Origin of the sequence: Bradyrhizobium sp. 186, assembly GCF_023101685.1 — a bacterium.
In the GTDB taxonomy this organism is placed as follows: domain Bacteria; phylum Pseudomonadota; class Alphaproteobacteria; order Rhizobiales; family Xanthobacteraceae; genus Bradyrhizobium.
This window is the reverse complement of the sequence record NZ_CP082164.1, coordinates 7181713-7207142: the sequence shown is the minus strand read 5'-3', so window position 1 is coordinate 7207142 and position 25430 is coordinate 7181713. Positions and strand designations below refer to the sequence as shown.

The 25430-nt window shown below is 64.2% G+C and carries 18 protein-coding genes; all 18 read left to right on the top strand.

All coding sequences use genetic code 11. The features are described 5' to 3' along the window. Positions 1-113 precede the first annotated feature (113 nt). The 18 genes from hpaR to IVB18_RS34745 all read left to right on the top strand — a co-directional run bounded on the left by hpaR (position 114) and on the right by IVB18_RS34745 (position 25286). Positions 114-632 carry a homoprotocatechuate degradation operon regulator HpaR gene (hpaR, locus tag IVB18_RS34830; RefSeq protein ID WP_247984824.1) on the top strand — a complete coding sequence of 173 codons (519 nt, stop codon included), beginning with the start codon at positions 114-116 and terminating at the stop codon, positions 630-632. A gap of 162 nt (positions 633-794) precedes the next feature. After that, on the top strand, positions 795-1880 hold the full coding sequence (locus tag IVB18_RS34825) for a malate/lactate/ureidoglycolate dehydrogenase (protein WP_247984823.1): 1086 nt from the start codon (positions 795-797) through the stop codon (positions 1878-1880). Between the two features lie 114 nt (positions 1881-1994). Beyond that, a complete protein-coding gene (locus tag IVB18_RS34820; RefSeq protein ID WP_247984822.1) occupies positions 1995-2771 on the top strand; it encodes an aldolase/citrate lyase family protein in 777 nt (258 codons plus the stop codon). 96 nt (positions 2772-2867) lie between these two features. Then, positions 2868-4391, top strand: coding sequence for an altronate dehydratase family protein (locus IVB18_RS34815; protein WP_247984821.1), 1524 nt, complete (start codon positions 2868-2870; stop codon positions 4389-4391). A 104-nt stretch (positions 4392-4495) separates the two neighbouring features. Then, entirely contained in the window at positions 4496-7771 is a 3276-nt protein-coding gene (locus IVB18_RS34810; protein ID WP_247984820.1) for a transglutaminase family protein, read from the top strand. Between the two features lie 27 nt (positions 7772-7798). Continuing rightward, positions 7799-10318 carry a circularly permuted type 2 ATP-grasp protein gene (locus IVB18_RS34805; protein ID WP_247984819.1) on the top strand — a complete coding sequence of 840 codons (2520 nt, stop codon included), beginning with the start codon at positions 7799-7801 and terminating at the stop codon, positions 10316-10318. Then, complete coding sequence (locus tag IVB18_RS34800; RefSeq protein ID WP_247984818.1) at positions 10315-11193, top strand: transglutaminase family protein; 879 nt, start codon at positions 10315-10317, stop codon at positions 11191-11193. Before IVB18_RS34805 ends, IVB18_RS34800 begins: the two co-directional genes overlap by 4 nt. A gap of 210 nt (positions 11194-11403) precedes the next feature. Beyond that, positions 11404-12231 (top strand): HD domain-containing protein, encoded by an 828-nt coding sequence (locus tag IVB18_RS34795; RefSeq protein ID WP_247991800.1) that lies wholly within the window; start codon positions 11404-11406, stop codon positions 12229-12231. Between the two features lie 122 nt (positions 12232-12353). Beyond that, on the top strand, positions 12354-13244 hold the full coding sequence (locus IVB18_RS34790) for an alpha/beta hydrolase (RefSeq protein WP_247984817.1): 891 nt from the start codon (positions 12354-12356) through the stop codon (positions 13242-13244). An 85-nt stretch (positions 13245-13329) separates the two neighbouring features. Next, positions 13330-14853, top strand: a complete 1524-nt coding sequence (locus tag IVB18_RS34785; protein ID WP_247984816.1) for an FAD-dependent oxidoreductase — start codon at positions 13330-13332, stop codon at positions 14851-14853. Between the two features lie 260 nt (positions 14854-15113). Then, the gene (locus tag IVB18_RS34780; protein ID WP_247984815.1) at positions 15114-17705 is read left to right on the top strand and encodes an ATP-binding protein; all 2592 of its coding nucleotides are present in this window, start codon (positions 15114-15116) and stop codon (positions 17703-17705) included. Positions 17706-17708: 3 nt separating this feature from the next. Continuing rightward, positions 17709-18827 (top strand): response regulator, encoded by a 1119-nt coding sequence (locus IVB18_RS34775; RefSeq protein ID WP_247984814.1) that lies wholly within the window; start codon positions 17709-17711, stop codon positions 18825-18827. A 140-nt stretch (positions 18828-18967) separates the two neighbouring features. Further along, the gene (locus IVB18_RS34770) at positions 18968-19543 is read left to right on the top strand and encodes an HdeD family acid-resistance protein (protein ID WP_247984813.1); all 576 of its coding nucleotides are present in this window, start codon (positions 18968-18970) and stop codon (positions 19541-19543) included. 119 nt (positions 19544-19662) lie between these two features. Continuing rightward, the gene (locus tag IVB18_RS34765) at positions 19663-20874 is read left to right on the top strand and encodes an ABC transporter substrate-binding protein (protein ID WP_247984812.1); all 1212 of its coding nucleotides are present in this window, start codon (positions 19663-19665) and stop codon (positions 20872-20874) included. A gap of 28 nt (positions 20875-20902) precedes the next feature. Next, positions 20903-22135, top strand: a complete 1233-nt coding sequence (locus tag IVB18_RS34760) for an acyl-CoA dehydrogenase family protein (RefSeq protein ID WP_247984811.1) — start codon at positions 20903-20905, stop codon at positions 22133-22135. A gap of 257 nt (positions 22136-22392) precedes the next feature. Beyond that, positions 22393-22791 carry a hypothetical protein gene (locus IVB18_RS34755; protein ID WP_247984810.1) on the top strand — a complete coding sequence of 133 codons (399 nt, stop codon included), beginning with the start codon at positions 22393-22395 and terminating at the stop codon, positions 22789-22791. 14 nt (positions 22792-22805) lie between these two features. Continuing rightward, positions 22806-24041 (top strand): IS701 family transposase, encoded by a 1236-nt coding sequence (locus tag IVB18_RS34750; protein WP_247984809.1) that lies wholly within the window; start codon positions 22806-22808, stop codon positions 24039-24041. Between the two features lie 69 nt (positions 24042-24110). After that, positions 24111-25286: a hypothetical protein gene (locus IVB18_RS34745; RefSeq protein WP_247984808.1), complete on the top strand. Its 1176-nt coding sequence runs from the start codon at positions 24111-24113 to the stop codon at positions 25284-25286. The last annotated feature ends 144 nt before the right edge of the window (positions 25287-25430 follow it).

Genomic DNA, 25430 nt, shown 5'->3' with positions numbered 1-25430 from the left:
GTGATCTATAAATCGTGGTGCCGGGAGATACTTAACATGTTAAGTGAATGCGTCAAACACAATTTGGGCTTGCTGCACTGCAAACATTTCGCAGTTTGAAGGGGCGGGGGAATATGGCGAAGAGACCGGCTGATCCAGCGAACGCAAGCGCGCCTGCCGCTCGCCAAGTGCCGATGCGCGATTTCTCGCGCTCGCTGCCGATGTCGCTGTTGCGGGCGCGCGAGGCGGTGATGCGGCAATTTCGTCCCTCGCTGCGCGAGCACGGCTTGACTGAGCAGCAATGGCGCATTTTGCGCGCGCTTGCGGCCATCGAGGCTGTCGAGGTCACGGAACTCGCCCGCACGGCGTTTCTGCTCGGGCCGAGCCTGTCGCGCATCCTGCGCGATCTCGAGGCGCGCAACCTGATCGAGCGCAAGACCGCGAAGGCGGACCAACGCCGCAGCATGGTCTCGATCTCGGAGAAAGGCGTGAAGCTGATGGCCTCCGTCGCGCCGTCCTCGGAAGTGATCTATGCCGAGATCACGCGACGCTATGGCGCAGGCAAGCTCGCCGAGTTGCAGGAGATGCTCGGCGAACTCGAACAAAGTCTCGCCGAACGTGGCGTCGCCGATGAGGCAATAGCCGAGGAGTGAAAGCAGATATGCCCGTGCGCACGGCGAGAGCCATGGACATGGCCGCATTTTTTCGCTCAAAGTGCCGCCCAAGCCGATCCGCTCAAAATCGGCGCCGGGACGGATGACGCCGCGCTGCGCGCGGTCTCCGCCGGGACCAAGGTGGAGGCAAACAGACCCGTCATGGTCACCATTCAGGTTCAGAGGCTGATCGACTTCGTCACCGATGTCTTCACCCATGCCGAGTCGATGCCAGAGGAAGCCAGGCGCATCGCGAGCTATTTGACCACGGCCAATCTCACCGGCCATGACAGTCACGGCGTGATCCGCGTGCCGGTCTACATCCGCTGGAAGAAGACCGGTTTTGTGGTCCCGAACCAGACCGCTGAAATCGTCGTCGACACGCCCTCGCTTGCGGTCGTCGGCGGCAAGTTCGGCTATGGCCAGACCGTGACGCCGCAAGCGGTCAAAATCGGCATAGACAAGTGCAAGAAGGCGGGGCTTGCCGCAGTTGCGCTGCGCAATGCCGGCCATATCGGCCGCGTCGGCGACTGGGCCGAGATGGCGGCCGCGGAAGGGCTGGTCTCGGTGCATTTCGTCAATGCCGCGGGCTCGCTGTTGGTCGCGCCGTTCGGCGGTGTCGAGAAGCGGTTGTCGACCGCGCCCTATTGCGTCGGGATTCCGCGCGAGGGCCAGGATCCGATCGTGCTGGACTTTGCGACCTCGATCGTCGCCGAGGGCAAGGTGCTGGTTGCAAGCCGCGGCGGCAAGAAGCTGCCCAAGGGCGCGCTGGTCGATTCCGACGGCACGCTCAGCGAGGAGCCGAGCGTGCTCTACGGACCCTACACGCCCGATGGGCCGCGCGACCGCACCAAGGGAACGGGCGCGATCCGCGCCTTCGGCGACCACAAGGGATCGGGACTTGCCTTCATCTGCGAGCTGCTTGGCGGCGCGCTGACCGGAACCGGTGCCACGTCGGGCGGTCGGCGCTTTGCCAACGGCATGCTGGCGTTCTATGTCGATCCGAAGGTGGTCGATACCTCTCACGTCTTCGATGCCGAGGTGTCGCGCTATACGGATTTCATCCGCGCCACCAAGCCCGTGTCAGGGATCGATCAGGTGCTGATTCCCGGCGATCCGGAGCGGAAAACGCGGACTGAGCGCACCCAGAACGGCATCCCCTTGCCGGATGGCACCTGGGCGGCGATAGTGAACACCGCCCGTGAGGTCGGCGTCAGCGAAGTCAGCATCCAGAGGGCGACCGCATAGCTCTTGCGTCATTGCGACCATAGCGCAGCGATCCGGTTGGCAGTAATAGCGGGATCGCGCTGTCGCGGCATCGTCGTGGTGACGAAGGTCCAAACAACAAAGAAGGAAGGCAACGTGGCGAACAAGGTCAAAGAAATCTGGAAGTCGGGCAAGGCCGTGGTCAACGCGTGGCTCGCGATTCCCTCCGGCTTCTCGGCCGAGATGGTTGCGCAATGCGGTTTCGACAGCGTCACCGTCGACATGCAGCATGGCGTGCAGGATTACCTGTCGATGGTGCAGTGCTTCCAGGCGATGGACAAGCATCCGATCACGCCGATGGTGCGCGTGCCCTGGAACGAGCCCGGCATCATCGGCAAGGTGCTCGATGGCGGCGCCTATGGCGTGATCTGTCCGATGGTCAACACGCCGCAGGAAGCCAGGAACCTCGTCTCCTATTCCAAATATCCGCCGAAGGGCGTGCGCTCCAACGGTCCGATCCGCGCCGGCATGTACGGCACCGCGGGTTCTTACCAGAAGACGGCGAACGACGACATCGTGCTGCTGCCGATGATGGAGACCAGGACCGCGGTCGAGAACATGGAAGCGATCCTCGACGTCGAAGGTCTCGATGGCGTCTATATCGGTCCGTCCGACCTCGGGTTCTCCTACGGCCTCGAGCCGAAGCTCGACCGCACCGAGCCGGAGATCCTCGCGATCTACGACAAGATCATCAAGGAGTGCGGCAAGCGCGGCCTCAACCCGGGCATTCATTGCAGCGGCGCCGAAGGTGCGGCGCGCGCGATCAACATGGGATTCAAGCTGGTCACGCTGTCGAACGAGGTCGGCCTGATGACGACCTACGCGAAAATGCAGGTCAACCAGACCCGGAAGGATTCCGCCGGTAAAGCTTAAGACGTCGCGAATGGCGAATGGGGAGTGGCGAATAGGGCTGCTCCCTTTTCCATTCGCCACTCACTATTCGCTACTCGCCTCCGAAGGAGAATTCCCATGACCATCAGCCCCGTCATCCGCCTCCATCCCGATGATGGCGTGCTGATCGCGCGCGCGAGCCTGCCGCCCGGAACATTGGTGGCCGACGGCGTGACGACGGTCGATCGCATTCCCTCCGGCCACAAGGTCGCGATCAAGCCGATCGCAATGGGCGAACCGGTCAGGCGCTACGGCCAGATCATCGGCTTCGCCACTGTGCCGATCGCGCCGGGCCAGCACGTGCACACGCAGAACTGCGGCATGGGCGACTTCGCCAAGGACTATGCCTATTGCGCCGACGTCAAGCCGACGCCGAACTTCGACCTGCCGGCGACCTTCGAAGGCATTCGCCGCCCGGACGGCCGCGTTGCCACCCGCAACTATATCGGCATCCTCACTTCGGTGAATTGCAGCGCGCATGTCGCTAGCCTCGTCGCCGACGTCTTCAAGAAGAATCCCTTCACGGGCGACAATCCGCTGGCCGATTTCCCCAACGTCGACGGCGTGGTCGCGCTGACCCACAAGACCGGCTGCGGCATGACGCAGAACGAGCCGCTCGCACTGCTCCGCCGCACGCTCGGCGGCTATGCGCGGCACGTCAATTTCTCCCACGTCATCGTGCTCGGCCTCGGCTGCGAAGTGAATCAGATCGGGGGCCTGATGGAAGAGCAGAAGCTCGCCGGCCGCCTGCGGGCGATGGACATCCAGGAGGTCGGCGGCACCCGCAAGACGGTTGAAGCCGGCATTGCCTTCGTCCGCGAAGCTCTCGCGGATTCCAACAAGGTCAAGCGCGAGTCCGTGCCGGTGAGCGAATTGACCGTGGCGCTGCAATGCGGCGGCTCGGACGGCTATTCCGGCGTGTCCGCCAACCCGGCGCTTGGCGCGGCGAGCGATCTCATCGTGCGTCATGGCGGCACCGTGATCCTGTCGGAGACACCGGAGACCTATGGCGCCGAACATCTGCTCACGCGCCGCGCCGTCAGCCGCGAGGTCGGCGAGAAGCTTGTCGATCTCATGCGCTGGTGGGACGCGTACACCGAGCGCGAAGGCGCCGAGATGAACGCCAATCCGAGTCCCGGCAACAAGGCGGGTGGCCTCACCACCATCCTCGAAAAGTCGCTCGGCGCGATGGCGAAAGCCGGCACCACCAATCTTGTCGACGTGCTGCGCTACGCCGAGCCGGTGACGAAGAAGGGTTTTGTGTTCATGGACACGCCCGGCTACGACCCGGTCGCTGCGACCGGGCAGGTCGCGGGCGGCGCCAATCTGGTCTGCTTCACCACCGGCCGCGGCAGCGTGTTCGGCTGCAAGCCGGCACCCTCGATCAAGCTCGCGACCAACTCGCCCATGTACAAGCGCATGGAAGACGACATGGACGTCAATTGCGGCACCATCCTCGAAGGCGAGGAGACGGTCCAGCAATGCGGCCAGCGCATCTTCGATCTCGTCCTGAAGACCGCCTCCGGTCAGCCGACCAAGAGCGAAAGCTTCGATTTCGGCGGCGCCGAGTTCGCGCCCTGGGTGCTCGGCGCGACGATGTAGCAAACGTGCAGCCCGTGCCGTAGGCACGTGCTGCCCGTTGTTAGTGCTTGATCGCGATCACTAGCGGTGTTCTGCTCAAAAAAGCTGCTGGAGCACCGCAACCCGTGTCGATCTACGTCGCATTACACCACGTCACGCACTACAAATACGACCGTCCGATCGATCTTGGCCCGCAGACCATCCGTCTGCGGCCGGCGCCGCACACGCGCACGCCGATCCTGAGCTATTCGCTCAAGGTCACGCCATCAAATCACTTCGTGAACTGGCAGCAGGATCCGCAAGGCAACTGGCTCGCGCGCTATGTCTTCCCGGAGAAGACCACCGAGCTGAAGATCGAGGTCGATTTCACGGCGCAGATGACCGTGGTCAATCCGTTCGACTTCTTCGTCGAGCCCTATGCCGACAGCTTTCCGTTCGAGTATCCGAAGGACCTGAAGACGGAGCTCGCGCCTTATCTTGAGACCATCAAGCCCGATCGCCTGTTCGCGAAATATCTCGACACAATCCCGCACGAAGCCCCGAACACCGTCAACTTCCTGGTCGATCTCAACAGGGAGTTGCAGCAAAGGATCGGCTACGTCATCCGCATGGAAGCGGGCGTGCAGACGCCCGAGGAGACGCTGTCGTCCTGCGCCGGCTCCTGCCGCGACTCCGCCTGGCTCCTGATCCAGACCTTCCGTCATCTCGGTCTCGCCGCCCGTTTCGTCTCCGGCTATCTCATCCAGGTCCGTCCCGACATCGATCCGATCGAGGGACCGCCGGAGGTCGAGAACGATTTCACCGATCTGCACGCCTGGGCCGAGGTCTATCTGCCGGGTGCAGGCTGGATCGGATTCGACGCGACGTCCGGCATGCTCGCGGGCGAGGGGCATATCCCGGTCGCCGCGACGCCGCATTACCGCTCGGCGGCGCCGATCTCCGGCGGCGCCAGCTTTGCCGAGGTCGAGTTCGACTTCGACATGAGCGTCAGGCGCATCCGCGAGGCGCCGCGCATCACGAAGCCGTTCTCCGACGACGCCTGGACGCGGCTCAACGATCTCGGGGAGCAGGTCGACGGCGATCTCGCCGCGCAGGATGTACGGCTCACCATGGGCGGCGAGCCGACCTTCGTCTCCGTCGATGACCTGGAAGCGGGGGAATGGAACACCGAGGCCGTCGGTCCGACCAAGCGCGCGCTGGCCGACGATCTGATCCGCCGCCTGCGCACGCGTTTTGCGCCCGGCGGCCTGCTGCATTACGGCCAGGGCAAATGGTATCCCGGAGAGAGCCTGCCGCGCTGGGCCTTTGGTCTCTACTGGCGCAAGGACGGCGTGCCGATCTGGAAGAATGCCGACCTCATCGCCAAGATCGAAAATCCGCGCCGCGCCGAGGTGAAGGATGCTGAGACCTTCATGGAGGGCACGGCGGCACGGCTCGGCCTCGATCCCGGCTACATTATGCCGGCCTATGAGGATCCCGCCTACTGGTTGCAGAAGGAGGGGGAGCTTCCCGCCAATGTCGATCCCTCAGACTCCAAGCTGTCCGATCCGGAAGAGCGCGCGCGTATGGCGCGGGTGTTCGACGAGGGGCTCAATACGCCAAAGGGCTTCGTGCTGCCGGTACAGCGCTGGAACGCGGAAGCGCCGCGCTGGCGCACCGAGCGCTGGAACCTGCGTCGCAACCATCTGTTCCTGATGCCCGGCGATTCCCCGCTCGGCCTGCGATTGCCGCTCAATGCGCTCGAATATGTTCCGCCCGAGCGCTATCCCTATATCGTCGAACAGGACCCGATGGAGGCGCGGACCAAGCTGCCGGTGTTCGGCCGCATGCAGCGCCCGCAATCTCCGCCGCCGCAGCCCGCGCCGGAAAGTCCCGAGGCATCGGAGCCGGTCCGCACCGCCATGTCGATCGAAGTCCGCGACGGCGTGCTCTGCGCCTTCATGCCGCCGGTCGAGCGCATCGAGGACTATCTCGAGCTGATCGCAGCGCTTGAGGCCACCGCCGAGGAGATGCAGCTCCAGGTCCATGTCGAAGGCTATCCGCCACCGTTTGACCCGCGCGTCGACGTCATCAAGGTGACGCCTGACCCGGGCGTGATCGAGGTCAACGTCCAGCCGGCAAAGAATTGGCGCGAGGCGGTCGACATCACCGTCGGGCTCTACGAGGATGCCGCCAGGATCCGTCTCGGCGCCAACCGCTTTCTCGTCGATGGCCGCCATACCGGCACCGGCGGCGGCAATCACGTCGTGGTCGGCGGCTCCAGCCCGCAGGATTCGCCGTTCCTGCGCCGGCCCGATCTGTTGAAGAGCCTGGTGCTGTACTGGCAGCGGCATCCGTCGCTGTCCTATTTCTTTTCGGGCCTGTTCATCGGCCCGACCAGCCAGGCGCCCCGCATCGACGAAGCGCGCCACGACAGCATTTATGAGCTCGAGGTCGCGCTGTCGCACGTGCCGCCGCCGGGTTACCAGGCGCCGCTATGGCTGGTCGACCGCCTGTTCCGGCATCTGCTCGTCGACATCACCGGCAACACCCACCGCGCCGAAATCTGCATCGACAAGCTCTATTCGCCCGACAGTCCCACGGGGCGGCTCGGCCTGGTCGAATTCCGCGCGCTCGAAATGCCGCCCGATCCGCGCATGTCGCTGGCGCAGCAGCTCCTGATCCGCGCGCTGATCGCAAAGCTCTGGCGTGAGCCGCAACAGGGCAAGTTCGTACGCTGGGGCACGGCGCTGCATGACCGCTTCATGCTGCCGCATTTCATCTGGGAAGACTTTCTGGACGTGCTCTCCGAGCTGAAGCATTCCGGCTATCCGTTCGAGCCGGAATGGTATCTGGCCCAGCTCGAATTCCGCTTCCCCGCTTTCGGCCGCGTCCATCATGGCGGCGTGACGCTCGAATTGCGCCAGGCGTTGGAGCCCTGGCATGTGCTCGGCGAGGAGGGTTCGGCCGGCGGCACCGTGCGTTATGTCGATAGCTCCGTCGAACGGCTCCAGGTCAAGGCGGAAGGGTTCGTCGAGGGTCGCCATATCGTCACCTGCAACGGCCGCCGCCTGCCGATGACTTCCACCGGCCGCTCGGCGGAAGCCGTGGCCGGCGTCCGCTTCAAGGCTTGGCAGCCGGCCTCCGGCCTGCACCCGACCATTCCGGTCCATGCGCCGCTGACCTTCGACCTGATCGACACCTGGAACGGGCGCTCGCTCGGCGGCTGCGTCTATCACGTCGCCCATCCCGGCGGCCGCAGCTACGACACCAAGCCCGTCAACACCTACGAGGCCGAGGCGCGGCGGCTGGCACGCTTCCAGGACCACGGCCATACGCCGGGCTCGATCCGGCCCCCGCCCGAGGAACGCACAAATGAGTTTCCGCTGACACTCGACTTGCGAACGCCACTCCTGCAATGAGTATGAGGGTGGGGCAGGGAGAGGCGCATGGGCGAGGGCGCAGCAGAGGGGACTAGCGAGGCGGGCAGGGCGCCCGGCCAGCGCCGCGTCGCGCAGTGGATCCGCGACTATAGCCGTCTGCCCGGCATTCCCGACGAGTTCCTCGGTCCGGACGGCGCCCCGCGCGCGGTCTGGACCCGCTTCTTCGATGCCTTCGGCGCGCTCGCGCCCGACGAGATCGAGCGGCGCTTTGCCATGGCCGACCGCCACCTCCGCGAGGCCGGCGTCACCTACCGCGCGCCCGGCGACAGCGCCGACCGGCTCTGGCCGCTCAGCCATCTGCCGCTCCTGATCGACGAGGCCGACTGGCGCCAGCTCACCGCCGGCATCAAGCAGCGCGCCGAGCTGCTCGAGCTCGTGCTGCGCGACATTTATGGCGAAGGCCGCCTTGTCGCCGAGGGTGCGCTTCCGGCCGCCGCGATCGCCGGCAGTGCTGAATATCTCCGCCCGGTCTGCGGCGTGCCTCCGCCCGGCGGGCGCTATCTTTCGATCTACGCCGCCGATGTCGGCCGCGGGCCCGATGGCCGCTGGTGGGTGCTCGGCGACCGCACGCAGGCGCCATCGGGCGCGGGCTATGCGCTGGAGAACCGCCTGGTGCTCTCGCGCGCCTTCGCGGATCTTTACAAGTCGATGAACGTGCCGCGTGTCGCGCCGTTCTTCGAAGCGTTTCGGGACAGCCTTCGCGCCAGCGCCGACCGCGACGAGCCGCGCATCGGCGTGCTCTCGCCCGGCAGCTTCAGCGAGACCTATTTCGAGCACGCGACGCTCGCGCGCTATCTCGGTTTCCTGCTGGTCGAGGGCGACGATCTCGCTGTCAGCGACAACCGCATCCACATCCGTACGGTGGCGGGCTTGAAGCGTCTCGACGTGCTGCTCCGCCGGGTCGATTCCAACTCGCTCGATCCGCTCGAGCTCGATGCGGCCTCGCGGTTAGGTGTGCCCGGGCTGATCGACGCGCTGCGCAAGGACGGCGTTGTCGTCGCCAACATGCCGGGCTCCGGCGTGCTTGAGGCCCGCGCGCTGCTCGGCTTCCTGCCGGCCTTGAGCCGCCGCCTGCTCGGCGAAGAGCTGAAGATGCCGCACATCGCGACCTGGTGGTGCGGCCAGCGTTCGGCGCGCGACGAGGTGCTGTCGCGGCTCGACGAGGTCGCGATCGGAGGCGCCTATCGGCGTGGCGTTCCCGGCTTCGACAGCAACGGCCCGGTGCTTGCGAGCGAGCTCGACGCGAACGGGCGCCAGCGCTTGATCGATTCCATCAACACGCGCGGCATGGACTATGTCGGCCAGGAGGTGGTGCGGCTCTCGACCATGCCGGTTTGGGAGCAAGGGCAGATCACGCCGCGCCCCTTCGTGCTGCGCGTGTTCGCGGCTGCGACAGCCGACGGCTGGACCATCATGCCCGGCGGTTTCTGCCGGATCGCCGAGCAGGCGGATGCACGCGCGGTGTCGATGGGCGACGGCGCGCGCGCGGCCGACGTCTGGGTCGTCTCCGGAAAGCAGGTCTCGACCGCGACGCTGCTGCCCGCGACCGACAAGGTGCGGATCCGCCGCATCGCCGGCGTGCTGCCGAGCCGCGCCGCCGACAATCTGTTCTGGCTCGGCCGCTATCTCGAACGTGCCGAAGCGACGCTGCGGCTGGTGCGCGCCCTGAGCTCGCCGATGCGCGGGCCGAACAAGGGCGGCGCTGCGGCCTCGATGCAATCGGCCGAGCGCATCCAGCGCCTGCTGGTCGCCTGGGGCGCGATCTCGCAGTCTTCGCGCGCGGCGCACGGGCGAATCGCCGCTGAGGCCTTGCAGAATGCGGATCGCATCGGCTCGGCCCTGTCACTGGTGCGCGCGGCGCAGCGGACCGCCACCTCTCTGCGCGAGCGTTTGTCGCCGGATGCGTGGCAGGTGATCACCGAGATGACCGAGCGTCTCGCCTATGGGGTCGAGGACGACGACGGCGTCATCAGCGCGGCCGAACTGACCTTGCAGGAGCTATCGAGTTTTGCGGGTCTTGCGCAGGAGAACATGAATCGCGCCGCCGGCTGGCGCTTTCTCGACATCGGCCGCCGCACCGAGCGCGCCATCAACACCACGCGATTTGCGCGGCAGTTCGCCTATGACGAGGCGGGCGACGAGGACCTCGACGTGCTGCTGACGCTGGTGGATTGCCAGATCACCTACCGCTCGCGCTATCTGCTGGCGCCGATCCTGGCTCCCGTGCGCGACCTCGCGGTGCTCGACGGCTACAACCCGCGCTCGGTCGCGTTCCAGGTGGCGACGCTGAACGAGCACATCGCAGCACTGCCGAGCCTGAAGGAACATGGCCTGATCGAGCGGCCGCAGCGGCTCGCGGTCGCGGTGCAGGCGATGCTCGCCACGGCCGAAGCCGAGAAGCTCGAGGTCAAGACGCTGTTCGCGCTGGAGCAGGATCTGCTCAGTCTCTCCGAGGCGATCGGGCTGCACTATTTCCCGCATGGTCCCAACGCGAGCCGGCCGGAAAAGCTCACGGGGCTGGCGTGATCTACGATATCCGTCACGTCACCACCTACGAGTACGAGAGCGCGGTCAGCTTCGCCCGCTGCACGCTGCGGCTGGAGCCGAAGAACGGCAACGGCCAGGAACTGGTCTCGCACAGTGTCGAGATCCGGCCGCGCCCTGCCGAGCGCAATGTCCGCCGCGATTTCTTCGGCACGCTGACCGAGAGCGTGGTGATCGAGGCCGCGCATCGAACCTTGCGGATCGACTCCCGCTCGCGCGTCTCGGTCTCGCGCGAGCCGCCGGCGCGCGATGCGGTGAGCCCGTCGTGGGAGAACATCCGCGACATTGCCTTCGAGGCGACGAGCCTCGGGCCGTCCTCGCCGGTCGGTTATGTCTTTGCGAGCCCCCTAGTGCCGGTATTGCGTCCCGTCAGCGCCTATGCGGCGGAGTGCTTTGCACCCAGTGCAAGGATCCTCGCCGGCGCCGTCGATCTCATGCATCGCATCCGCACGGAGTTTCGCTATGACCCCAAGGCGACGGTGATATCGACGCCGCTCAACGAGGTCTTCGACAAGCGCCACGGCGTCTGTCAGGATTTTGCCCATGTGATGATCGCGGGCCTTCGCGGGCTCGGTCTGCCCGCGGCCTATGTCAGCGGTTACTTGCGCACCATTCCGGCGCCGGGCCGACCGCGCCTGCAGGGCGCGGACGCCACCCACGCCTGGGTCTCGCTGTGGTGCGGAGCGGAGCTTGGCTGGGTCGATTTCGATCCGACCAACGATTTGCTGGTCGCCAACGATCACATCGTGCTCGCGGTCGGCCGCGATTTCTCCGACGTCTCTCCGGTCGACGGCATCATCATCGGCTCACCGAAGCAGAAGCTCGGCGTCGCCGTCGACGTGGTGCTGGTGGGGTGAGCGTGGTTCACCGTCCAGGCCACGACCCCAGGGTGTTTCTAACTGTGACCGCAACCGTGATGTTGCGAAGCGGGACTGCAACATATTTCCGTATTTTCGTCCCGGGATTTGGTCAGTCCCCCAAGATGGGCTATGCTGGCCTTTGCGTCGAGGACGCGAATGAGACGTCGGGAGTTGGCGTGGGACACCACCGACAACGGGGCTGCATCCATGATGACGTTACCGAGACTGGCGGCCGAATCCCTGGAGAAGTTGCTGGGCTCGTTCATGCGTCGCAGGTTCGACGAATCCTATGCCAGGGTGCTGGAGGCCTCGACGCGCACCGCGATGGAATGCATCGGCAACAGCGACGCGCTTTACCATAACATCGAGCATACGATGCTGGTGACGCTGGCCGCCCATGCGATCCTGCTTGGCCGCAATCTTCACACCCACCTTTCGGGAGAGGACTACAACCATATCCTGATCGCCTGTCTTGCGCACGACATCGGCTATGTGCGCGGACTGTTCGAGGAGGATGACGAAGACGGTTTTGTGATCGACGAGATCGGGACCAAGGTGTCACTGCTGCGTGGTGCATCCGATGCAAGTCTCATGATGTATCACGTTGACCGCTCAAAACTTTTTGTGAGGCGGCGGTTGCCGCCGATCCGCGGCCTCGACAGCGAGCGGGTCGCCCGCGCCATCGAGGGGACGCGCTTCCCGGCCCAGGAAGGGCAGGAGTACGACGACGAAGCTTCGATCCTGCGCGCCGCCGATTTCATCGGACAGCTCGGTGATCCCAACTATCTGCGCAAGGCCAACGCGCTGTACTACGAGTTCGAGGAGGTGGGCATGAACCGCCAGCTCGGCTACGACTCGCCCGCCGACATCGTGAACCGCTATCCGCAATTCTATTGGAACAGCGTCGCACCGCACATCCAGACCGAGATCGGCTATCTCAACAAGACCGAGATCGGCCGGCAGTGGATCGCCAACCTCTATAGCAACGTGTTCCGCGCCGAGCGCGACATCTCGCTGTCCGGGCCGCAGAAGTAGGTCGGGCCGTTGTAGGGCCGTAGCCCGGATGAGCGAAGCGATATCCGGGGCCAGCGGTACCCAATCCCGGATGTCGCTTCGCTCATCCGGGCTACGACGTCGAGTAAATCCGTGAGTACGTCATGCAACAAAAAGAAGTCACGACCGCCGTCCTCGATATCGCCTATCTCGACTATGGCGCGCCCGACGGCTGGCCCTGCATCATGGGCCACGGCTTTCCCTATGACGTCAATGCGTACGCCGAGACCGCGCCGATCATCGCGCAAGCGGGCGCGCGGGTGCTGGTGCCCTGGCTGCGCGGCTACGGGCCGACCCGGTTTCGCTCCGCGCAGACGCCGCGGTCCGGCGAGCAGGCGGCGCTGGGCGCCGATCTGCTCGCTTTCATGGATGCGCTGAAGATTTCGCGCGCTGTCGTCGGCGGCTATGACTGGGGCGGGCGCGCGGCCTGTGTGGTCTCGGCGCTGCATCCCGAGCGCGTGATCGGGCTCGTCTCCGGCAATTCCTACAATATCCAGAACATCGCCCGCGCCATGGAGCCGGCTTCGCCGCCGGAGGAGACGGCGCTCTGGTATCAATATCTCTTTCACAACGAGCGCGGCCGCCGCGCGCTGGAGCGTAACCGGCGTGGCTTTGCGCGCCAGCTCTGGGCGATGTGGTCGCCGAAATGGGCCTTCGACGACGCGACGTTCGAGCGGAGTGCCGTATCCTTCGACAATCCTGATTTCGTCGACGTCGTGATCCATTCCTACCGCCACCGCTACGCGCTGGTTGAGGGCGATCCCGCCTATGCCGGGATCGAAGCGAAGCTCGCAGGCCAGCCACCGATCCGTGTCCCCACGATCGCGATCGATGGCGACAGCGATGGCGTCAATCCCGGCACGGCGCATCATGCGCGCAGGTTCGAGGGCTTTTTCGAGCGGCGCGTGTTCACTGGGGCTGGCCACAATCTGCCGCAGGAACGGCCCGCCGAATGGGCGCAGGCGGTGCTTGATGTGCGCCAGGCGGCGGGGTGACCCGATTTTTTGGCGTCGCGAGGAACCTTTCGCAGGCGGCGCCGTCCAAATCCCGAGTTGAGCGTCAGCCGTGAGGGAGATGACCATGAGCGAGGAGAGCAAGCCTGGTGGACCCGACCTGACCAAGGGCGTCTCGCTCGCCGATCTCAAGGACGGCAAGCTGCTCGGCCATGTCGGTGAGGAGGATGTCCTGCTGGTGCAGGCGGGCAATGAGGTTTTTGCGATCGAGCCCGCTTGCAGCCACTACCACGGGCCACTCGCCGAAGGGCTGGTGGTCGACGACACTATCCGCTGCCCCTGGCATCACGCCTGCTTCTCCTTGCGCACCGGCGAGGCCACGCGGCCGCCGGCGCTGAATGCGTTGGCAGTCTGGGAAGTGACGCGGGATCGGGACAGGATTTTGGTTCAGCGCAAGCGTGAGGCGCCGAAGCCTTCGGCGCCCCACCGCATCGCGCCGATACCCGAAAAATTCGTCATCGTCGGCGGCGGCGCGGCCGGATTCGCGGCGGCCGAGACGCTCCGGCGCGAGGGATTTGCCGGTGCCATCACCATGCTCAGCAATGACGGCGCGATGCCGGTCGACCGGCCGAACCTGTCCAAGGACTATCTCGCCGGCAACGCGCCGGAGGACTGGCTGCCGTTGCGGCCGGAGGACTACTATCCGGACGCGGGCATCGACCTCAGGCTCAACACGAATGTTTCCGCGATTGATCCCAAGGCGCGCAGCGTGACGTTGGGTAATGGTGACAAGCTGCCGTTCGACCGGCTGCTGCTTGCGACCGGCGCCGAGCCGGTCAAATTGCAGATCCCCGGCGCCGACCAGCCCCATGTCCACACCTTGCGATCCGTCGCCGACAGCCGTGCCATCATCAAGGCGGCGGGCAGTGCGAAGCGCGCGCTGGTGATTGGTGCCAGCTTCATCGGCCTCGAAGTCGCGGCCTCCCTGCGAGCACGCAAGCTTGAAGTGCACGTGGTCGCCCCGGATGAGCGGCCGATGCAACGCGTGCTCGGACCCGAGATGGGCGATTTCGTTCGCGCGCTGCATGAAGACAACGGCGTCAACTTCCACCTTAAGGACACCGTGGAGAAGCTCGATGGAATGCGCGCGACGCTGAAGAGCGGAGGCGTCATCGAGGCCGATCTCGTCGTGGTCGGTATCGGCGTGAGGCCTCGCCTTGCGCTCGCCGAGCAGGCAGGGCTTGCGATCGATCGCGGCGTGAGTGTGAATGAACGTCTCGAAACCAGCGCCTCCGGCATTTTCGCGGCCGGCGACATCGCGCGCTGGCCCGATCCGCATTCCGGCCAAAACATCCGCGTCGAGCACTGGGTGCTGGCCGAGCGCCAGGGCCAGACCGCGGCGCGCAACATGCTGGACCGGCGCGAACGCTTCGACGCCGTGCCGTTCTTCTGGAGCCAGCATTACGACGTGCCGATCAACTATGTCGGCCATGCCGAGAGCTTTGATGACATCGCGATCGATGGCAGCATCTCTGGAAGGGATTGCATGCTGAAGTACCGCAAGGGCGGACGCGTGCTCGCGGTCGCCTCAATTTATCGCGATCTCGATAGTCTCAGGGCCGAGCTCGACATGGAGCGGAAGGGTTCGTAAGCCCGGCGGGCAGCCCGGCGGCGCCCCCGGCGAGCCAATTCACCTGCCGGATTGCGCGCAGCCGAGGAGCCGGGATGGCTGGTGCACCTTCCCTCGCGCCTGTCGCACGTATGGATTGCATACGTTGTAAAAAAAGGGGAAAGATCGCTGACGTTCGATTCGGGCCGTCCTTTTCTCAAAAAGACGTTTCCTTTGGTAACGATATGGGCACCGCGGCCAGGACTGCAAATCACAAGCCTGCAAGCCAATCGCTCAGTGTCGTGGGCGTCTTGATCGCCTTCGGTATTGGCAGCGCGTTGTTGCTTGGCGCCGGACGACAGAACTATCCGGAACTCCACACCATTCTCGACACCAGCATGACCCTCATCACGGGCCTGCTGGCATTGCTGCTCTGGGATATGGGCGCCCGTATCGAACAGCCGCTTCCCAAGTGGCTCGCGATCGCCTTCGGCGCCACCTTCATCCTTGAGTTCCTCCATGTCCTCGTGATCGTGGAATGGTCGGGGCCGCTCGCGCTCGTCGCACCCTTGCGGCAATTTCTCCGGCCAGCGACATGGCCGCCGGCGGCGCATATATTGGCGATCGGAATCCTCGCCGCGATCTGGTCGTCGCGGCGCGATCGGGTCGGGACGCCGGCCTTCGCGCTGTTTATGGCGGTTGTCGGCGTGCTGCTGGTTGTGATCTTCCAGCATCTTCCGCCATATCGTCCCCCGGGTCTGCTTGAGATCACCCGTCCGGTGTTGATCCTGGCGCCGCCATTGTGGGCGATCACCAGCGTCCTGTGCTGGCGATTGCGAATGGCGGACCGCATTTTCGGCCCGCTGGCGCTGATGGGCGCTGTTGTTCTGCTCGGCCACGTCGCGATGTTGTACTCGCAGGCTCCGCACGACACCGAGGCGATGGTCGCTCACCTCGGCAAGGTCGCGGGACGCCTCGTCCTGCTGCTCTCGATGATGCAGATGGCTTCATTGGACATGCTGGAGCGGATACGGGCGGAAGCCGAGCTCGCGCGCTTGAACGAGGAGCTGGAAGTGCGTGTCGAGGAGCGGACCGCACAACTTGCAGCGTCCAACGATGCCCTGGAATCCGAGATTCTCGTGCGCAGGCACGCGGAGCAGAAAGCCCAGGCGCAGCTCGCCCGATTGAGCCTGTTACACCAGATCACCCGCGCGATCGGCGAACGGCAGGATCTCAACAGCATTTTCCAGGTGGTGGTCCGCAGTCTCGAAGACCAGTTGCCGGTGGAGTTCGGCTGCCTGTGCTTTCACGATCCGGTCGATCATGTGCTGACGGTGGAATGCGTCGGGGTCAAGAGCGGCGCGCTGGCGATGGAGCTCGCGATGCCGGAGCGTTCGCGGATCGACATCGACGAGAACGGCCTTTCGCGTTGCGTGATGGGTCAACTCGTCTACGAGCCGGACATCGCGCAGTCTTCCTTTCCGTTCCCGGCCCGGCTCGCCCGGGGCGGGCTGCGCGCGATGGTGCTGGCTCCGCTCCAGGTGGAGAGCCGGGTGTTCGGAGTCCTCGTCGCGGGGCGAAGGGAGCGGGACAGCTTCAGCAGCGGCGAATGCGAGTTCCTGCGGCAATTGAGCGAGCATGTCGCGCTCGCCGCCCATCAGGCGCAACTCCATGGCGCCCTGCAACAGGCTTACGAGGATCTGCGGCAGACCCAGCAGGTCGTGATGCAGCAGGAGCGGCTGCGCGCCCTTGGGCAGATGGCGAGCGGCATTGCGCATGACATCAACAATGCGCTCTCGCCGGTGTCGCTTTATACCCAATCGCTTCTGGAAAGGGAGCCGAACCTGAGCGCGCGCACGCGCGATTATCTGGAGACGATTCAGCGGGCGGTCGAAGACGTGGCCCATACCGTGGCGCGCATGCGCGAGTTCTACCGGCAGCGCGAGCCGCAGTTGACGCTGATGCCGGTCCACCTCAACCTGCTCGTGCAGCAGGTCGTCGACCTCACGCGGGCGCGGTGGAGCGACATGCCGCAGCTCCGCGGAACCGTGATCGCGCTGCGTACCGAGCTGGCGGAGCCATTGCCGGCGATCTCCGGCATCGAGAGCGAAATCCGCGAAGCGTTGATCAATCTCATCTTCAATGCCGTCGATGCGGTGCCTGGCGGCGGGACGCTGACGCTGCGCACGAAGCTCGTGACCGGCGCGGAGGGGCACGGCCAGGTGCGGATCGAGGTGGGTGACGACGGCCTGGGCATGGACGAGGAGACCCGCCGGCGCTGCCTCGAACCGTTCTTCACGACGAAAGGGGAGCGCGGAACGGGATTGGGCCTGGCGATGGTCTACGGCGTCGCCCGGCGGCACAACGGCGACATCGACATCGACAGCGCCGTCGGTCGCGGCACCACCGTGTCTTTGAACTTTCCGGTACCGTCGACGGTGCCGGCCGCGCCGTCGCAGGACCGGCTCGAATCCGCCAGGCCGTCCCGGCTGCGCCTGTTGCTGGTCGACGACGATCCGCTCCTGCTCAAATCGTTGTGCAATACGCTGGAGGCGGACGGGCATATCGTCGTTACGGCCAATGACGGCGTTGCGGGCATCGCGGCGTTCCGGGCCGCTTCCGCGCGCGGTGAGACCTTCGCGGCCGTGATCACCGATCTTGGCATGCCGAATGTCGACGGACGCAAGGTGGCGAGCTCGATCAAGACTGACTCGCCCGCCACGCCCGTGATCATGCTGACCGGCTGGGGCAAGCGCCTGATGTCGGAGGATGAAATTCCGCCCCATGTCGACCACCTCCTGAGCAAGCCGCCGAAGCTTCGCGAATTGAGGGAAACGCTGGCGCGATGCTGCGGGCCCGGCCGCGCACAAGGTGCGATAGAGGTGAGCGAGTAGGAAATGCCGACCGCAAATTCAAAGGCCCGCATCCTGGTGGTTGACGATGAGGCGGCGCAGATGAAGGCGCTGTGCGATACGTTGCCGGGTGAGGATTACCAGCCGGTCGGCTTCACCGACGCGCAATCCGCGCTGGCGGAGCTGCGGCGCGCGAAATGCGACCTCCTGCTGGCCGATCTGATGATGCCGGGCATGAACGGCATCGAGCTGCTGCGGGCCGCGCAGGAGATCGATCCGGATCTCGTCGCCATCATCATGACCGGCGACGGAACCATCGCGACAGCGGTCGAGGCCATGAAGGCGGGCGCGCTCGATTACATTCTCAAGCCGTTCAAGCTCAGCATCGTCATTCCTGTGCTGGAGCGCGCGCTTGCGGTACGGCATCTGCGCCTCGAGAACGCGGAGCTGGCGCTGCGGGTCCGCGAGCGGACCCTCGAGCTCGAGGCGGCGAACCGGGAACTCGAGGCATTCTCCTATTCCGTCGCGCACGATCTGCGCGGTCCACTCTCGGTCATCGTCGGCTACGCCGAGACGCTGATCGAGGATCATTCCGCGCAATGGCCTGACAAGCCGCGGGATCTGGTCGGCGCCATCATGGCAGGCGGCGAGCACATGCAGCGCCTGATCGACGGGCTGTTGCGTCTGTCGCAGCTCGGCCGCCAGCCGCTATCGAAGGGGCCGGTCGATGTCGGGGCGCTCGTTCGCGAAGTCGTGGACGAGCTACGCCGGCAACATGGCGGCCGCGAGATAGTCGTCATCCATGTCAGCGACATTCCCGCTTGCATTGGCGATCGGGCCCTGCTGCGGCAGGTGCTGGTCAATCTGCTCGCCAATGCCTTCAAGTTCACCCGCGACCGGGAAAAGCCGCTCATCACGGTGATCGGCTGGACTGAGGCCGGAGAAAAATTCTATTGCGTGCGAGACAACGGAGCCGGCTTCGACATGCAGCAGGCCGACAAGCTGTTCGCCGCGTTTCAGCGATTTCACGACGCCGGCCAGTACGAGGGCACGGGGATTGGCCTTTCGATCGCATCGCGCATCGTGCAACGCCATGGCGGGCGCATTTGGGCCAACGCGGAGGTCGGCAAGGGAGCGGCGTTCTTTTTCAGCATTCCGGACTGAGGTGCGCGCGAACCGCCGTATTCGATCTTGATTTGCGCCAATGTTGGTGCGGGCCAAGGCTGCTCTGCTGGCTGTTGCCCCGGTGCGGCCCGTGCTATTTTGACGTGTGCCTCCGGGCTTCGCATGCAGGAGTAGCCGTCATGACAAGTGCTTCGGATACCTCTCAACATTCAAGCCTGGGATCGGGCATCGCAGCGCTACACGCCAAATGGGGCTGGATCGTCGCTCTCGGCGTGGTCTATCTCGTTGCCGGCTTCGTCGCGCTCGGCAGCATGGTGATGGCGACGGTGGCGAGCGTGATCGTGGTCGGCGCGATGATGATCGTCGCCGGCGTTACGGAAGTCATCGGCGCCTTCCAGATGAAGAGCTGGGGCAAATTCGTGATCTGGGCGTTGCTCGGCGTGCTCTACATCATCGCGGGCTTCCTGACCTTCGAGAATCCGCTGTTTGCTGCAGCGCTATTGACCCTGTTCCTGGGAGCGTCCCTGCTTGCCTCCGGCGCCGTCCGGCTGTTTCTCGCCTTCAGCATGAAGCGCGAGAGCCCGTGGGTCTGGGTGGCGCTCTCAGCCGTCATCACGCTGCTGCTCGGGCTGCTGATCCTGGCGCGCTGGCCGGTGAACAGCGTCTATATCCTTGGCCTGTTCCTCGGCATCGACCTGATCATGGCAGGTGCGGGTTGGGTCAGCCTGGGCTTCAGTCTGCGGCGGCGCCACTAACCAACAGCAACTCGACGCAAGACGGCCTTGTGGAACTCCGCTGATCTGACGCGCTGACAAGAAGCAGCACGCCGCGCATTCGCTTCGCCGCGTCGACGATAAATCACCGGGGAGAAACCATGAAAGCCGCTTTGGTCCTGGCCGCAGCGCTGGCTGCCGCCTGTTTGTCCGCGCCCGTCTCCGCGCAAAAATCCTACGGTCCCGGCGTCAGCGACACCGAGATCAAGATCGGCAACACCATGCCCTATAGCGGGCCGGCTTCGCCGCTCAGCATCACCGGCAGGGTGATCGCGGGCTATTTCGACGAGATCAACGACAAGGGCGGCATCAACGGCCGCAAGCTCAATTTGATTTCGCTCGACGATGCATTCTCGCCGCCCAAGACCATGGAGGCGGTGCGCCGGCTGGTCGAGGGCGACGGTGTCGCCTTCATCTTCGCGACCATGGGCACCGCGCCGAGTTCGGCGATCGCAAAATATCTCAACAGCAACAAGGTGCCGCAGCTCTTCCTGATCAGCTCGGCATCGAAGTGGAACGATCCGGCCAACATGCCCTGGTCGATGGCGTTGCCCTGGGCGCCGAACTACACCAGCGAGGCCGCGATCGACGTCGCCTATGCCCGCGCCAAGAACCCGAACGCGCGCTTTGCGGTGCTCTATCAGAACGACGACGCCGGCAAGGAATATCTCCGCGGCGTCAAGGAGGCGCTTGGAGCCGATGCCGACAAGGCGATTGCGATGGCGTCGAGCTTCGAGGTCACCGATCCCACCGTCGATTCCCAGGTGCTGACACTCGCCAACACCAAGGCCGACGTCTTCATGATCTATTCGGTGACGCCGCGCGCCTGCGCGCAGGCGATCCGAAAAGCCCATGAAGTCGGCTGGCAGGCGACGCGTTTCCTCGCCAGCGGCTGCGCCAACAAAGCGACCGTGATGGTGCCTGCGGGCCTCGATGCCGGCAAGGGCGTGCTGTCGCTCGGTTCGCTCAAGCCTTTCGTCGAGGCACCGAAGGACGATCCGGCAATGACGGCCTATATCGACTTCATGAAGAAGCGTCTGCCCAGCGCCGACGTCAACAACGTCGCGGGCCTCTACGGCTACACCGTCGCCGAGGCGCTGGTGGTTCTGCTGAAGCAGTGCAAGGACAAGCTGACGCGCGAGAACATCATGGCGCAGGCGGCAAACATGAAGGGCGTGCCGCTGTCGCTGCTGATGCCCGGCATCACGCTGAACACCACGCCGCAGGATTTCCGCCCCATCAAGGACGGCTATATCCTCCAGTTCGACGGCAACGATTGGGTCGTGGCGAGCGAGCTGTTGCGCGGCACCTGACGTGCTGGCCGGCGAACCGGAGGATACGATGGATTTTCAACACTCCGCACGTTCGCTGGAGCTCCAGGAGCGCGTCCGCCAGTTCATGCGGACGCATGTCGAGCCGGTCGAGGAGCTTTATTACGAGCAGGTGAAGCCGGAAGCTGCGCGCTACAGAACGCCGGCTGTTTTGCAGGACCTGAAACGCCTGGCGCGCGAGCAGGGGCTCTGGAACCTGTTCCTGTCCGGCGAGCACGGTCCAGATCTTACCAACCCAAGGCTGACGAACCTCGAATATGCCCCCGTGAAGGAGATCATGGGCCGCATCCTCTGGGCGCCCGAGGTGTTCAACTGCTCGGCGCCAGATGTCGGCAACATGGAGGTGCTTAGCCATTACGGAACGCCAGCGCAGCAGGAGCGCTGGCTTAAGCCGCTATTGGAGGGACGCATCCGCTCCGGCTTCTCGATGACGGAGCCGCAGGTTGCCTCCAGCGATGCCACCAACATCCAGTGCGAGATCAGGCGTGACGGCGGCGACTACGTCATCAACGGCCGCAAATGGTTCACGTCGGGCGCGATGAACGAGGATTGCGAGATCCTGATCGTGATGGGCAAGACCGCGCCCGACCATCCCGACAGGCATCGCCAGCAATCCATGATTTTGGTGCCGAAGACTACGCCGGGCGTGCGCATCGTGCGCGACATGCTGACGTACGGCTATGACGACGCGCCGGTCGGCCATCCCGAGATAGTGTATGAGAACGTTCGCGTCCCGGCCGAGAACATCCTGCTCGGCAAGGGCCGCGGCTTCGAGATCGCGCAGGGGCGGCTCGGTCCCGGCCGCATCCACCATTGCATGCGGCTGATCGGCTGCGCCCAGCGCGCGCTGGAATTGATGTGCCAGCGCGCGGTCTCCCGCACAGCCTTCGGCAAGCCGCTCGCCGAGCAGGGCTCGGTGCGCGAGGACATCGCGCACTCCTTCTGCGAGATCGCGCAGGCGCGGCTGTTGACGCTGCAAGCCGCCGACAGGATGGACCGCGAGGGCAACAAGGCCGCGCGCGACCTGATCGCCGCGGCCAAGATCGTGGTGCCCAGCATGGCCGCGCGCGTCATCGACCGCGCCATCCAGATCCACGGTGCCGCCGGCGTCTCGCAGGATACGTTCCTGGCGCGCGCCTATGTCTACGCCCGCTTCATCCGTATCGGCGACGGCCCGGACCAGGTGCATCTGGCGGCGGTGGGCAAGGAGCTGATCAAGCGGGGAGGAATCATGGCGGGGTAGGGCTGTCGCCCTCTTCTGGGGCGTACTCAAAGATGCCCGCTTATGGGTGTGAAGCAGGGTTAGGAGGTGCAGTCCGGCACTCGCGCCTCTGCCCTTGGCCATGAAACAAGATTGCTTCAGAGCATTGTAGGACAATAGTAACTGCTCCCGGTTGAAAGTAGCGCTGATCACGCTATGGCAGGTTCACGTAGGTGAAAGAGAATAGATCGCCTCCGTCCAAGGAGAGCGCCCTGGCCCTGCTAGGAAACAACTTCGGCATGAATCAGCGTTGGATTATCGTGGCCGCGATCCTCCTGACGGCCTTGCTTGTTCAAGTACCTGTCGTTCTTAACCCGGATTTGGGCTGCCTGCTTTCCGAAGGAGAGCAAATTCTGGATGGCCGAAAGCTTGGGGTCGACCTCTTCGAGCTGAATCCGCCGCTATCGGTCTACCTGTACATGCCGGCAGCGCTGCTTGCGCGAATGACCGGCATTGCGCCTGAGATCATCGTGATCATCCTGGTGATGATCGAGATCGTTGGCGCGCTTTTCATGATCGATCGCGTCGCTTCGGCGGCAAAGTTGGGAGCTGGAGAGAGAAGCACTTCAACGTGCTTGCTCGCGTTTTTGTTCGCAATCCTTCCTAGCATTACAGTTGCTTTGTTTGCGGGCTTCTGAATCCATGGGCAACCATGATTCGAATGTCGTGGACGCGGGCCGCGTCGGTTGAGGAGACGCTTGCGTTGTGGGCGGCGTCGCTTCGAGAGGTCAAGCAGCGGATACGTCCGTTGTTCACGCAAGAGCGTGTGGCGACGAATGCAGGCCTGTTCCTGGAAGGTCTGCTCGGAGATGAGCAGCGCAAGACCGGTTGGATGCGCGCGGAGGCGGCTGGCGATCCCGGCCCATGGCGGCAGCAGGCGATCCTGGGTCGCGGGGATTGGGACGCTGATGCCCTGCGCGACATCGTCCGGGACTATGTCATCGAGCACTTGGCGGATGACGATGCGGTGCTGGTGATCGACGAGACCGGCTTTCTCAAGCAGGGTAAGGCCTCGTGCGGAGTGGCACGGCAATACACTGGTTCGGCAGGGAAGATCACGAACTGCCAGATCGGCGTCTTCGCTACCTACGTTTCGCGTCATGGTCATGCGTTCATCGATCGCGCGTTGTATCTTCCGAAGGAATGGACTGACGATCCAGATCGTCTGGAAGCCGCATACGTGCCTGCCGATGTCGGCTTTGCGACCAAACCAAAGCTTGCGACGAGAATGATCGCACGTGCGATAACCGCGTCTGTACCATTCAAGTGGGTTGCCGGTGACACGGTCTACGGTGTTGGCGATATCGAACAGCAGCTACGGCGGGCAGGCAAAGGCTATGTGCTCGGGGTCAGCAGCTCTCATGTCTTCCGATCCTGGGGCAAGCGACAGCCGGTCGCCGGCAAGGCCGAAGACATCGCCCGGACGCGGCGCCCGTCCGACTGGAAGCGCTTGTCGGCGGGAGCCGGAACCAAAGGACCGAGGCTGCATGACTGGTGTTATCTCGAACTGGCCGATCTCGAGGTCGAGCAGTTCAACAGCGCAAATGATGGTTTATGGACGCGCGGTCTGCTGATCCGTCGCCATATCGCCGATGGCGATCTCGCCTTCTTCACCACCTGGTGCCCAGCGGGAACATCAATTGAAACGCTGGTCGCGGTCGAAGGCCATCGATGGGCGATCGAGGACAGCTTTGAAACCGCGAAAAACGAGTTCGGGCTCGATCATAACGAGAGCAGGTCCTGGCATGGCTGGCATCGCCACGTGTCCCTGGTGATGCTCGCCTTCGCCATGATGGCGGCGATCCGCCATCGCGCCAATCCGCCACCGCCCAAAAAAACCAAACGCCGCCCCCCGGCAAAAGCCAAAGCACACCCACGCCGCCGCTAATCCGTTGGTCAATCCAGGAAATCCGCCGCATCGCCATCAGGCTTGCTCGAAAGCGGATCCAACCCGCGCATGTCATCGCATGGTCATTCTGGCGCAGAGCTCACCAGGCTGCCGCTCAGCGCGCGCATCTCAAAGCAAAACGGCAACTGTAATGCTAGCGCCGTATTCGGCCAACGTGAACACATCGCCGTCATTGCACTGACCCCCTTTGTAGCCATCACTGCGATCCGCTGGCGCAGCCTTTCCCCCGGACCGGTTGCGATCCTGGCAGGACTGTGTGCCGGGCTGGCCATGAGCATCAAGCCCTACCTTGCTCTGGTGGCTGGCCTTCCGATCATCCTTGCCGCCATCCGCCATCGTTCCCTCAGGCCCTTGTTCACCCCTGAAGCATGTGCCGCCGCCGCTGTCGTCATCGGCTACGGGGCAATGGTCGTTATCGTCTTTCCCGCTTATCTGTTTACCTATGCCCCGATGGTCACTGCCACCTATCTACCAATGAGGAAGGGTTTAGCTGGTCTGCTTCCTTTGCCGATCGTTGTGATAACTGCTTCTATTGCGTTTCTGCGCCAGGTGGCTCCACAAGGCTTCAAAATGGGAGGCGACGCAAGCCCGTGGCTGGCCGCGGCGATTGGTGGAGCCGCGAGTTTCGTTCTTCAAGGCAGGGGCTGGACATATACGGCATACGCGCTTTGCATGTTTGCGATTGCTGCGCCGTTGCTACACGTTCGCACAAGGACGTTGCCGGTGTCGGTCAGGATCGGCGGCTTTGCTGGCGTTGTGCTCATCGGGTTCTGTTTGTCCTTGTCGGAGCGGGCGTTTCCGCCCCTGGAGCGGCGTATCCAGGCACTTGCAAAGCACCCGCGGCTGCTCACGATTACGGATCACGTTGCTCTGGGGCATCCGCTCGTCCGTCAAATTGATGGGACTTGGGTGGGCAGTTCGTGTGTGCAGCTGCTAGCGGCCGGCGCAATGCTGCTCCAGAACAGCTCGCAGCCAACTCAAGCAGAGCAAGCAAGACTGGACAGCATCATACATTTCGAGCGGCGGCAGTTGTTAGCGGACGTGCGAAACGGTCGCCCAGACGTGATTCTCGTGGATACCTATCTACAGGGTTCGGTCCCGTTCGATTGGTTGGCTTGGGCCAATTCAGATCCCGAACTCCAAACGGAGTTGAGTCGCTATCGTGAAGTTGAGGACGTCGGCCGCGTTCGAATATTTGTCGATCAATCAAGCTTGGAACGATAATCCATTTTCGTTCGCCGCACTCAGGGCGAGAAGGGTGCGGCGCGCCATCGCCATGATGACATCATGCCGGTGTTTTGCCCGACGTGTCAAAATGGTTTCGTAAATTCGCAAGGAGTCGGGCCGGCAGCTAAGTCATTGATAAAG